The organism is Rhodococcus sp. TAF43, assembly GCF_052113525.1.
Lineage (GTDB): Bacteria > Actinomycetota > Actinomycetes > Mycobacteriales > Mycobacteriaceae > Prescottella.
In genome coordinates this window covers 1-11,392 of sequence record NZ_JBFRDL010000082.1, presented here as the reverse complement: position 1 = coordinate 11,392, position 11,392 = coordinate 1, and the positions used below count along the sequence as shown (strand labels likewise).

Below are 11,392 nucleotides of genomic sequence, written 5' to 3'. Positions count from 1 at the left end.
CTGCAGAACCACGACGGCGGCCTGATCGTGATCAGTCACGACGTGGACCTGCTCAACGACGTCGTGAACCGGGTGTGGTTCCTCGACGCCGTGCGCGGCGAGGCCGACATCTACAACATGGGCTGGAAGAAGTACCTCGACGCCCGCGCYACCGACGAGCAGCGSCGCCGSCGYGARCGYGCSAACGCCGAGAAGAARGCCGGYGCGCTGCGCGTGCAGGCCGCCAAGCTCGGCGCGAAGGCGACSAAGGCGACCGCSGCRCAGAACATGGCCAAGCGCGCCGACAAGATGATCAACGATCTCGACGACGTCCGGGTCGCCGACAGGGTCGCCCACATCCGCTTCCCCGAGCCCGCCACCTGCGGCAAGACCCCGCTCATGGCCGAGAACCTGACCAAGGTCTACGGGTCGCTGGAGATCTTCACCGGTGTCGACCTCGCGATCGACCGCGGCTCCCGCGTGGTGATCCTCGGACTCAACGGTACGGGCAAGACGACGCTGCTGCGGCTGCTCGGCGGTGTGGAGACCCCCGACCTCGGCGAGCTGGTGCCCGGGCACGGCCTGAAGATCGGCTACTTCGCTCAGGAACACGACACCCTCGACGACGACGCCAGCGTGTGGGAGAACATCCGCCACGCCGCCCCCGACACCGGGGAGCAGGACCTACGCGGTCTGCTGGGGGCGTTCATGTTCACCGGCCCGCAGCTCGAGCAGCCGGCGGGCACCCTGTCCGGTGGTGAGAAGACGCGTCTGGCGCTGGCCGGGCTGGTGTCGTCGGCGGCGAACGTGCTGCTGCTCGACGAGCCGACCAACAACCTCGACCCGATCTCGCGCGAGCAGGTCCTCGACGCGCTCCGCAGCTACACCGGTGCCGTCGTCCTGGTCACCCACGATCCGGGCGCCGCCGAGGCGCTCAACCCGGAGCGGGTCATCCTGCTGCCCGACGGCACCGAGGACCACTGGTCCCCGGAGTACCTCGACCTGATCCAGCTCGCCTGATCCGCAACGAAGGATCGATCCGGAAGGGCTGTACGCCAGGCAATTTGGATCATGTCGGTGGCAGGCCCACGACAAAGTCGTGGGCCTCGCGCGCGGCATGACGCCATGTGGTCAGAGTGCCGTCGAGGTCGTCGTCGTCGACCGGGAAGGCCACCCATTCCTTCATGGTTCGTTTGCCCATCGTGACTTCCTGAGCGGCCCCCGCGCGGAGGATCTCCTCGGCGCGGGGGCGCGGGAGCTTGACGATCAGGCGACGGTCGCGGCCGAGGAACGCGAAGATCTTGCCATCGACTCGCAGGCCCGGGCTGCGGAACATCGTGCCGAACTCGACGGCGGGTTCGCGGAGGAAGTCGGCAGCAAGCTCGTCGAGGAGTGCGCGTGCCGGGTCGGCGGGATCAGTTTCGTCACGCATGCCGCTCTCCTGCAGGGTGGTTCGGAAACAGGACCCGGTGTCGACGACGGCGAACTGGTGCGGCCGATGTGGATCCGTCTCAGCTGCTGCTACCGAAGACACCGGAGGGTGGGTCGACCGGGTAGGCCGCGACGTTCATGATCACCGAGCCTTCACACGGGCCACTCTCGATGTCGGTACGCCACGAACCGGTCAGCGTGCCGTCTCGTTGCGGGGTGTAGATCGCCACCGAGGACGCCGGCGCCCACACCTTGGGCACGCCCTCGCCCTGCCAGCAGTCCCATTGCCAGTCGTAGTGATGAACCCAACTTGTCCCGTCCCAGGTGTACTGCGGGGGTTGGGGCAGTGTCGGATTGGCGGGCGTGGGCCCGTCGGTCACGGTGGCCACGCAGGTTCCGCCCGAACAACTCGTCTCGAACGTGTAGGTATCGGCGAAGTCGGGCTCCCATTGCCGCGCCGCCAGACTCGTCCCGGTCTTCGTCGCGGCGAAGCGCTTCACCGAGTAATCACCGGACCAGGACGGCTGCGCCGCGCCCGCAGACGAGGCGCCTGCGGGCGCGGCCCCGACAACCAGCCAGGTAGCGATCAACGCAACTGCCAGCAGTGCTTTTCGCATAGGCGAATCGAAACACGCCGGCCGGCCGCGTGGTCACCGAACGCCGAATTGTCCGGCGCCGTGGTCAGGCGCCGACGTACTCCGCCAGGTGCTTGCCGGTGAGGGTGGACCGGTCGGCGACGAGGTCGGCGGGCGTGCCCTTGAAGACGATCCGGCCGCCGTCGTGCCCCGCGCCGGGACCGAGATCGATGATCCAGTCGGCGTGTGCCATCACCGCCTGGTGGTGCTCGATGACGATGACCGACTTGCCCGAGTCGACGAGGCGGTCCAGCAGGCCGAGCAGGTTTTCGACGTCGGCGAGGTGCAGGCCGGTGGTGGGCTCGTCGAGGACGTAGACGTCGCCCTTCTCACCCATGTGGGTGGCGAGCTTGAGTCGCTGCCGTTCGCCGCCGGACAGTGTGGTGAGCGGCTGACCGATCTTGACGTAGCCGAGCCCGACATCCGCCAACCGCGCCAGGATCTTGTGGGCCGCAGGAAGTTTCGCGTCACCGGAGCCGAAGAACTCCTCGGCCTGGGCGACGGACATCGTGAGCACCTCGCTGATGTCCTTGCCGCCGAACTTGTAGTCCAGCACCTCGGCCTGGAACCGCTTGCCCTCGCACACCTCGCACGGGGTGGAGACGCCGGCCATCATCGCCAGGTCGGAGTACACGACGCCGGCGCCGTTGCAGTTGGGGCAGGCGCCCTCGGAGTTGGCGCTGAACAGGCCGGGCTTGACGCCGTTGACCTTCGCGAACGCCTTGCGGATCGGGTCGAGCAGGCCGGTGTAGGTGGCGGGGTTGCTGCGGCGGGAACCCTTGATCGCCCCCTGGTCGATCGACACCACACCGTCGCGCTTGGCCACCGAGCCGCCGATCAGCGAACTCTTGCCCGAACCGGCGACGCCCGTCACCACGACGAGCACGCCCAACGGGATGTCGACGCCGACGTCGCGCAGGTTGTGGGTGCCGGCACCGCGCACCTCCAGCGCGCCCGACGACTTCCGCACCGACGGCTTCACCGACGCGCGGTCGTCGAGGTGCTTGCCGGTGAGCGTGCCGCTCGAGCGCAGTTCGTCCACGGTGCCCTCGAACACCACCTCGCCGCCCTCGGTGCCGGCGCGGGGGCCGAGATCGACGACGTGGTCGGCGATCGCGATCGCCTCCGGCTTGTGCTCGACGACCAGGACGGTGTTGCCCTTGTCGCGCAGCTGCAGCAGCAGGTCGTTCATCCGCGCGATGTCGTGCGGGTGCAGGCCGATGGTGGGCTCGTCGAAGACGTACGTGACGTCGGTGAGCGACGACCCGAGGTGGCGGATCAGCTTGGTGCGCTGCGCCTCTCCGCCGGACAGCGTGCCCGCCGGGCGGTCGAGGCTGAGATAGCCGAGTCCGATCTCGACGAACGAGTCGAGCGTCTCGCCCAACGACTTCAACAGCGGCGCCGCCGACGGCGCGTCCAGCCCGCGCACCCATTCGGCGAGATCGCTGATCTGCATGGCGCAGACGTCGGCGATGCTGACCCCGTCGATCTTCGACGAGCGCGCCTCCTCACTCAGCCGCGTGCCCTCGCAGTCGGGGCACGTCTGGAAGGTGATCGCGCGATCCACGAACGCGCGGATGTGCGGCTGCATCGCCTCGCGGTCCTTGGACAGGAACGACTTCTGGATCTTCGGGATCAGACCCTCGTACGTGACGTTGACGCCCTCGACCTTGACCTTGGTCGGCTCCTTGTAGAGGAGGTCGTTCAACTGCTTCTTGGTGAACTTGGCGATCGGCTTGTCGGGGTCGAAGAATCCGCAGCCGCGGAAGATGCGGCCGTACCAGCCGTCCATGCTGTAGCCGGGGATCGTCAGCGCACCCTCGTTGAGCGACTTCCCGTCGTCGTACAGAGCCGTCAGGTCGAAGTCCGAGACCTTGCCCATGCCCTCGCAGCGCGGGCACATGCCACCGGTGACGCTGAAGGCGCGACGCTCCTTGACAGTCCGGCCGGCCTTCTCCACGGTGATCGCCCCGGCACCGCTGACGGAGGCGACGTTGAACGAGAATGCTTGCGGCGAGCCGATGTACGGCTTTCCGACCCGGCTGAACAGGATGCGCAGCATCGCATTGGCGTCGGTCGCGGTGCCGACGGTGGAGCGCGGGTTGGCGCCCATCCGCTCCTGATCGACGATGATCGCCGTCGTCAGCCCGTCGAGCACGTCGACGTCCGGCCGCGCCAGAGTCGGCATGAAACCCTGCACGAAGGCGCTGTACGTCTCGTTGATCATCCGCTGCGACTCGGCGGCGATGGTGGAGAACACCAGCGAACTCTTGCCGGAGCCCGAGACACCGGTGAACACCGTCAGCCGCCGCTTCGGCAGTTCGACGCTGATGTCCTTGAGGTTGTTCTCGCGCGCGCCGTGCACGCGGATCAGATCGTGGCGGTCGGCGGCGTGAAGCTCAGGCGACTGCTGGTCCGTCGTCGTGGCCGTGCTCATCGTCTCTCCCTCTGTGTCGGGCCGCCGTCGCGGCCACCGTGCCTGCGTCCGACCGACCGCGGCGTCATGCGGACGTGGTCTCCCACTCGAACCCGTCCGGGTCGGTGAAGGGTGCGGCTTCGCGACCGACGACGATACGGTGCGATCCGGTCCCGTCCGGGGAGACGCCGGCGTCCTTCGCGAGCGCGCGGCGCCCGTAGAGCGCCAGCTTGACCTGCGAATCCGGTGCCGCGAACTCGACGTACTTGCGTCCGAAGCTCTTCGCCACCTCCAGCCCGCGGTCGACGTAGAACTGTCTGCTCGCCTTGACGTCCTCGACACCGAGCAGCAGCACGACGTCGTCGATCTGCCGGGTGGCGGGGCCGGTGTTCTTCTTCGACGACGTCGCCACCTTCCAGATCGCGCCGTCCGGGGCCTGCACGACGCCGCCGTAGCCCCAGAAGCCCTTCTTGGCGGGCTTCAGCGTGGTGGCGCCGCCGTCGAGGGCGGCCCCCACGAACGCGTCGACGATGTTCGGCTGCGACACCACGAGCGAGAGGGTGTAGCCGCGGAACCCGGCCGTCGGCGCCTCCGCCGCGCGGACGCCCACGCGATCGCCGACGCCGAAGGCGGCGTAGAACGCCTCGGCGGCCGTGGGGTCGGGTACTTCCAGGATGAGGGACGCGATGGTGGTCGGTGACTTGGAAGTGGTCATGTCAACGCACCTCGTTGATTCGGAGCAGGTTGCCCGCGGGGTCCCGGACGGCGCAGTCCCGGATGCCGTACGGCTGGTCGATCGGCTCCTGGACGATGTCGGCGCCACCGGCCTCGAGCTTCGCGAAGGTTGCGTCGAGGTCGGGGGTGGCCAGGGTCAGGATTGCGTACGTCCCCTTCGCCATCATCTCGGTGATGGTGCGGCGCTCGTCGTCGGTGATGCCGGGATCGGCGGCCGGGGGATGCAGGACGAGGGACGTGCCGGGCTGATCCGGGTGGCCGACGGTGATCCAGTACATCCCGTTGTAGCCGACCTCCTTTCGGACCTCGAATCCGAGCAGGTCGCGGTAGAAGGCCAATGAGGCCTCGTGGTCGGTGTGCGGCAGGAAGGCTGAGTGAATGGTGATGTCCATGGCAGTCACGCTAAATGCGGTGCGCGGGTCGGCGCTTCTCGATTCCTGATCGGTCTGGTCACCTGCTTCGTGACGCACGACGGCATCTCCTCGGCCGAGCGCGCCTGATCCCGGTAGACGCTGGGCGGGACACCGACCAGCTCGGTGAATCGGGTGCTGAAGGTGCCCAGCGACGAGCAGCCGACCGCGAAACAGACCTCGGTGACGCTGAGGTCGCCACGGCGCAGCAGTGCCATCGCGCGCTCGATGCGTCGCGTCATCAGATAGGCGTACGGCGACTCGCCGTACGCGAGGCGGAACTGCCGGCTCAGATGACCGGCCGAGACGTTCACGCCGCGGGCGAGCGCCTCGACGTCCAGCGGTTGCGCGTACTCCCGATCCATCCGGTCGCGAACACGGCGCAGCAACGCGAGGTCACGCAGGCGCTGCGCTTCGTCAGGTCTGCTGGTCACCTGCGCGATCGTCCCGCGTCGTACCGGAGTTGTCCAGCGCTGCGGGYCGCCGACCCGCTCCTCGAGCCCACGAATTTGCGGTCGGGTGTCACATCCGGCCCCCGGCCGGTGTCTCCATGCCGAGAGCAAACAACCGCAAGGAGGAATCATGGCTACCAGAATCCCGAAAGCAGAGTTGACCGGCATCTACGGCGCGGTGGTCAAGCGGATGTCCCGCAAGATGCTCGGCGACGTCGCCGAACCGGTCGAGGTGACGTGGCACAACCGGAAAGTGCTGAACTTCAGTTTCACCGTCGGCCGCAAAGCGCAGAAATGGGACCAGTGTGACGAGAACCTGAAGTCGTTCGCCCACATGGCGGTGGCCAGCCTCGTCGGCTGCAGCTTCTGCCTGGACTTCGGCTACTTCCACGCCCACAACGAGGGACTCGATCTGACCAAGGCACGCGAGGTGCCGCGCTGGCGCGAGTCGGACGTGTTCACACCGCTCGAACGCGACGTCATGGAATACGCCGAGGCGATGACCCAGACCCCGCCGACGGTGACCGACGAGATGTCCGCCCGGCTGCTCGAGCAACTCGGTGCACCCGCACTCGTGGAGCTGACCGCTTTCATCGCGGTGGCGAACCTGATGACCCGCACCAACACCGCGTTCGGCATCGAGTCGCAGGGCTTGTCGGCCACCTGTGGTCTCGAGCCGCTCGCCGTACGCTCGACGACATGACCGACGACCCGTTCGTCACCCACCGCAGCCTGCTCTTCACCGTCGCCTACGAGATGCTCGGCTCCGCGGCCGACGCCGAGGACGTGGTCCAGGAGACCTGGCTGCGGTGGGCCGAGGTCGATCGGGCCGAGGTGCACGATCCCCGCGCCTATCTGGTCCGGATCGTCACCCGCCAGGCGTTGAACCGGCTCCGGTCGGTGTCGCGCCGCCGGGAGGAGTACGTCGGGGAATGGCTGCCCGAACCTCTGCTCACGACGCCTGATGTGGCCGACGACGTCGAGCTGGCCGAGAACGTCTCGATCGCGATGCTCACCGTGCTCGAGACCCTCCGTCCGGTCGAGCGGGCGGTGTTCGTGCTGCACGAGGTGTTCGAGACGCCGTACCAGGAGATCGCCGAGGTGGTGGGCAAGACCCCGGCCGCGGTCCGGCAGATCGCGCACCGTGCCCGCGAGCACGTCGGTGCGCGGCGGCCGCGGATGCAGGTCGACCGGGACCAACAGCAGGCGGCGGTCGAGAGGTTCCTCGCCGCCGTCTCGAACGGCGACGTGCAGGCACTGATGGAGGCGCTCGCCCCGGACGTGGTGGTGATCGCCGACGGCGGTGGCATCGCGACGGCGGCACGGAAGCCGATCGTCGGGGCCCGACGGGTGTCGGCGTTCCTGGCCCGCGCCGCGACGTTCCCGGACTTCGTGACCGCGCCGACGTACTACAACGGCATGCCGGGAATCCGGATCGACGTCGGCGGCGAGGCCACCGCGGTGAGCGTGGTGGTCGAGGACGGCCGGATCAGCCGGGTGTACGCAATCCGCAACCCGCACAAGCTGGGCTGGCTGGACCGGCCGGCGGAACTGCGGCGGTGAGTGTCGGCCGGTCCGCTGCACGCCTTTGCGGCGGACCTGGCCGACCTGTGGGGCGAACCCACCCGGATGCGAGAGGTCACCTGGCCCGTGAACCTGCGAGTGGGCATCCTGTGACGTCGCACCGAGCGATGGTTCCGGGTGAAGCTACCTGCCTCGGTGTGTAATTCACCACCGACCTACTGGCGACGCTCGTCGGTGCCGGCGACCTTGCCGGTGCTGATCGCGAGACGGTTCCAGGTGTTGATCGTCAAGATCAGGGCGAGGACGTGGGCGAGCTCCGCGTCGTCGAACTGCGCCGCGGCCTGCGCGTACACCTCGTCCGGCACGCCACCGGCGATTCGGGTGACGGCCTCGGTCAGCGCGAGCGCGGCCTGTTCCCGTGCGGAGAAGCAGTGCCTCGCCTCACGCCAGACCGCAACCATGTGCAGGCGCATCTCGTCTTCGCCGGCCTTACGCGCGTCGCTCACATGCATGTGGAGGCAGTAGGCGCAGCCGTTGAGCTGTGACGAACGGATCTGGATCAGCTCGACCAGCGTGGGATCGAGGCCCTCGCGGGCAGCGGCATCGAAGCCGATCAGCGCCTTGAACGCCTTCGGGGCGGCGGCGGCGAAGGTGACTCGGGGTGCGGTGGTGTTGGTCATGATCCCTAATCTAGGGAATCGATAGACCACCCGAGAGGTGCATTCCGATGTCGAAATCATGGGTCAATGTTGCCGAACGTCTCGGTTCCGATCTGCATCTGGAACTGTGCGGAACCGGTTCGCGCCGAGCCGCTCTCGGCCGGGCACTGCGCGGGGCGATCCAGGACGGGCGGCTGGCCCCGGGAACCCTGCTGCCTCCCTATCGGTCGCTCGCGGCCGACCTCGGCATCGCACGGAACACGGTCGCCGCCACCTACTCCGAACTGGTCGCCGAGGGTTGGCTGACCGCCCGGCAGGGTTCGGGCACCCGGGTCGCCGAGCGCACCGCACCCGTTGCACGACCGCGTGTACCGACGAAGCCGTCCCCCGGCCCCGCCACGCCGGTGCACAACCTCCTGCAGGGGCAGCCGGACACCTCGTCGTTCCCGAGGAGGGCGTGGATGGGGTCGACCCGCCGGGCGCTCACCGCCGCACCCAACAGCGCCTTCGGCCCGGGCGACCCCCAGGGTCGGATCGAGTTGCGAACCGCGCTCGCCGACTATCTCGCCCGCGTCAGGGGAGTGCGCACCGGCCCGGAGTGCATCGTGATCTGCGCGGGCTTCTCCGACGCATTGCGCCTGCTGTTCGGTGGTGGTGTGCTGCGGGGCCCCCTCGCGGTCGAGGCGTACGGCCTGGCCTTCCACCGCGCACTGCTGGCGGCCGACGGTGTCCGGACCGTACCACTCGGGCTCGACGAACATGGCTCCAGAACAACGGAACTGGCGGATCATCGCGCCGTTCGCTCGGTGCTGCTCACCCCGGCTCACCAGTTCCCGCTCGGTGGTCCCCTCGATCCGGCGCGGCGCCACGCGGCGGTCGAATGGGCGCGGGGGCGGGGTGGGGTGGTGATCGAGGACGACTACGACGGCGAGTTCCGGTACGACCGCGAACCGATCGGTGCGGTCCAGGCCCTCGAGCCGGACCACGTCCTCTACGTCGGGTCGGCCAGTAAGAGCCTCTCGACCGCGGTGCGACTGGGCTGGATGGTGCTGCCGGAACGGCTGATCGACCCCGTCCTGGCGGTGAAGGGCCGGCGGGAACGCTGGACCGGCGTGGTCGACCAACTCACGTTCGCCGACCTGATCAGCTCCGGGGCATACGACCGGCACGTCAGGCAGATGCGTCAGCGCTACCGCGACCGCCGCATGCGCCTGGCCGCCGCGCTGGCCGAGCACGCATCGCACATCGAACCCGTCGGCGTCGCCGCGGGACTGCATGCGGTGCTGCGACTTCCGCCCGGCACCGAAGCCTCGGCGGTGAAGGCCGCCGCGTGGCAGGGCATCGCACTCGACGGTCTCGCGGACTACCGCCATCCCGACGCCGCGCCCGTTTTCGACGGCCTCGTCGTCGGCTACGCGGCGCCGTCGGACCACGCCTTCGCCGCCGCACTGGCCGCACTGTGCCAGATCCTGCCGCCGGCACCGTGAATCCCCGGCCGGATCGTGCGACGTCAGGCGCCTTCGGATACCGCCGAGACACACAGTGCCGCTGCGTGTTCCGTTGTGGTTCAGACCCGGTCGTGTAGGGGCGATGGAGTCTTGGTGGCGCGGTATGCGTCTCCGCTCCGGGTGGGTCGCCAGAGGCGCCAGTGTTTCGCGGACAGYCGGAACGGGAGATGGCCTTGCAGATGACGAGCGCCGGGGGACAGCCGTTCGTCGGCGGGCAGGTTGAGCCACACGGAGAGCGAGGATGCTGCGGTACCGAGGGTGGCGCGTAGGCCGGAGGCGCCCAGACGCCGGCCGTACCCGTCCACGGCGAAGTGGCCGAAGGCGTCGGGCGTGATGTCGGGGTAGGGGGCGCCGGTGTCCGGGTCGACGAGGCGCACGGGCGTGCTGCAGGTCAGCGCGGCCAGGGACCGTCCGTGGGTCGTGACCTCGGGACCGACGTCGATGAGCGCCTCGAGCGCGTGGCTGACGAATTCGGGTGGGACGTTCCATTCCGTGTGGGTTTGCGCGCGGTAGCGGGGACCGCCGAAGCACTCGGTGGCGAGCGCTACCGCCCGCGCGGTCGGCGCGGGCGGTCCGCCCGCAGAGATCTCGAACGCCCACGCTGCCGGCGACACCGGTTCGGTGCAGGCGCCGACGAAGCTCTGGAGGCGCTGGAATGCCTCGTCGGGGCGCTTGGCGCGAAGCGAGTGCGCACCGCCCGCCGCCGCGGGCAGTCCGTCGTAGGTCACCACGTGTGGGGACGTGATGTCCGGTGTCCGCGCCATGCGCCCATCGTAGGTGTCCGATTTCTGGAGCCCCTGACCGTGCTCGTTGCGGCCGAGGGAGTCTTGAACCATGGTGGAACAGCGATCGCTCGAGGAACGCACACGGAGAGGCATGGACCTGATGGATCCGATTGAGCTGCTCAGGGACGAGATCGCCGAGAGCGGTCTGTTGACAGCACCATTCGCCGACGACGGAATCGTCATCGGCGCTGCGAGAGTGCCTGCCGCCGGAACGGACGTCACTGTGAACGTCGATCCCGAACTCGAGGACAGGTCGGGCCTGGACACCGGCGTGCTCCTTGCTGCCGTCGAACGAGTGCTGACGATCGCGCCCGCGCGATGGGATCAGGTCGTCGACTCCGTCGCCAACGAGATCGAGGACGCGGTCGGCGATCAGAGCGTGATCGAAGCAACCGACTTGCGCGACGACCTGACCCTCAGATCCGTCGCGGTGCTCCACGACGCGGTCCTGCTCTCCTTCATCGCGCCGAAGCAGTTCCCCGACAGCTGGATCCGGACCCAGCTCGACGAGGATCTCGACGTCGACGACGTTGTCGTCGAGGAGATGGACGAGAACTACGAGGTCGTCGAGTTCGAGTCGCTCGACGACCTCATGGACCACCTGAGTTCGGCCGAAGACCGCTAGACTAGTACTGCAACGGCACTTGCTTGACAGGTGGTCGATACTTGTTGAGTGGTTGTCGATATGGTTGCTGCGGAGCTGGATACGTTGCATGAGCGGGTGTCTGGCCGGTTTGCGCGGGCGGAGCCACGCAGCCGGGTGCGTGAGTATGTCTCGGGTTTGGTTGCGGGTCTGGAACGGAAGAACGGGTGGACGCTGGCCGAGCGCGCCGGTGAGGTGAGCCCGGACGGGATGCA

13 protein-coding genes and 1 pseudogene are annotated in these 11,392 nt (G+C 68.4%); 6 read left to right on the top strand and 8 right to left on the bottom strand.

The genetic code is table 11. The annotated features are described in order from the left end of the window. Positions 1-999: ABC-F family ATP-binding cassette domain-containing protein (locus AB4Z09_RS27940; protein WP_442241259.1), on the top strand; the 999-nt coding region annotated here is incomplete at its 5' end. Positions 1,000-1,048: 49 nt separating this feature from the next. On the opposite strand, the gene AB4Z09_RS27935 is transcribed toward AB4Z09_RS27940, so the two are convergent. From AB4Z09_RS27935 to AB4Z09_RS27910, 6 genes are all read right to left on the bottom strand, one after another. Further along, positions 1,049-1,411, bottom strand: coding sequence for a hypothetical protein (locus AB4Z09_RS27935; protein ID WP_174914003.1), 363 nt, complete (start codon positions 1,409-1,411; stop codon positions 1,049-1,051). Between the two features lie 79 nt (positions 1,412-1,490). Next, a complete protein-coding gene (locus AB4Z09_RS27930; RefSeq protein WP_174914005.1) occupies positions 1,491-2,027 on the bottom strand; it encodes a hypothetical protein in 537 nt (178 codons plus the stop codon). A 64-nt stretch (positions 2,028-2,091) separates the two neighbouring features. After that, positions 2,092-4,482 carry an ATP-binding cassette domain-containing protein gene (locus AB4Z09_RS27925; RefSeq protein ID WP_442241258.1) on the bottom strand — a complete coding sequence of 797 codons (2,391 nt, stop codon included), beginning with the start codon at positions 4,480-4,482 and terminating at the stop codon, positions 2,092-2,094. A gap of 64 nt (positions 4,483-4,546) precedes the next feature. Next, the gene (locus AB4Z09_RS27920) at positions 4,547-5,176 is read right to left on the bottom strand and encodes a glyoxalase (RefSeq protein WP_442241257.1); all 630 of its coding nucleotides are present in this window, start codon (positions 5,174-5,176) and stop codon (positions 4,547-4,549) included. Between the two features lies 1 nt (position 5,177). Further along, entirely contained in the window at positions 5,178-5,588 is a 411-nt protein-coding gene (locus AB4Z09_RS27915) for a VOC family protein (RefSeq protein ID WP_217487163.1), read from the bottom strand. Positions 5,589-5,593: 5 nt separating this feature from the next. Further along, on the bottom strand, positions 5,594-6,040 hold the full coding sequence (locus AB4Z09_RS27910; protein WP_114724374.1) for a helix-turn-helix transcriptional regulator: 447 nt from the start codon (positions 6,038-6,040) through the stop codon (positions 5,594-5,596). 148 nt (positions 6,041-6,188) lie between these two features. Here AB4Z09_RS27910 and AB4Z09_RS27905 point away from each other — a divergent pair, with 148 nt between their 5' ends. Continuing rightward, the gene (locus AB4Z09_RS27905; RefSeq protein WP_174914011.1) at positions 6,189-6,761 is read left to right on the top strand and encodes a carboxymuconolactone decarboxylase family protein; all 573 of its coding nucleotides are present in this window, start codon (positions 6,189-6,191) and stop codon (positions 6,759-6,761) included. Next, entirely contained in the window at positions 6,758-7,621 is an 864-nt protein-coding gene (locus AB4Z09_RS27900; RefSeq protein WP_442241256.1) for an RNA polymerase sigma-70 factor, read from the top strand. Before AB4Z09_RS27905 ends, AB4Z09_RS27900 begins: the two co-directional genes overlap by 4 nt. Positions 7,622-7,797: 176 nt before the next feature. Here the strand turns inward: AB4Z09_RS27900 and AB4Z09_RS27895 are convergent, their stop codons facing one another. Beyond that, positions 7,798-8,262 carry a carboxymuconolactone decarboxylase family protein gene (locus tag AB4Z09_RS27895; RefSeq protein ID WP_442241255.1) on the bottom strand — a complete coding sequence of 155 codons (465 nt, stop codon included), beginning with the start codon at positions 8,260-8,262 and terminating at the stop codon, positions 7,798-7,800. 47 nt (positions 8,263-8,309) lie between these two features. Between AB4Z09_RS27895 and pdxR the strand changes: the two genes are divergently transcribed. Continuing rightward, positions 8,310-9,728: a MocR-like pyridoxine biosynthesis transcription factor PdxR gene (pdxR, locus tag AB4Z09_RS27890; protein WP_442241254.1), complete on the top strand. Its 1,419-nt coding sequence runs from the start codon at positions 8,310-8,312 to the stop codon at positions 9,726-9,728. Positions 9,729-9,808: 80 nt separating this feature from the next. Here the strand turns inward: pdxR and AB4Z09_RS27885 are convergent, their stop codons facing one another. Further along, positions 9,809-10,513, bottom strand: a complete 705-nt coding sequence (locus tag AB4Z09_RS27885; RefSeq protein ID WP_442241253.1) for a hypothetical protein — start codon at positions 10,511-10,513, stop codon at positions 9,809-9,811. Positions 10,514-10,583: 70 nt separating this feature from the next. On the opposite strand from AB4Z09_RS27885, the gene AB4Z09_RS27880 reads away from it, so the two are divergent. Beyond that, positions 10,584-11,159 carry a cytochrome C5 gene (locus AB4Z09_RS27880; RefSeq protein ID WP_442241252.1) on the top strand — a complete coding sequence of 192 codons (576 nt, stop codon included), beginning with the start codon at positions 10,584-10,586 and terminating at the stop codon, positions 11,157-11,159. A 48-nt stretch (positions 11,160-11,207) separates the two neighbouring features. Then, a pseudogene (locus AB4Z09_RS27875) lies at positions 11,208-11,392 on the top strand (IS701 family transposase); the annotation flags it as partial.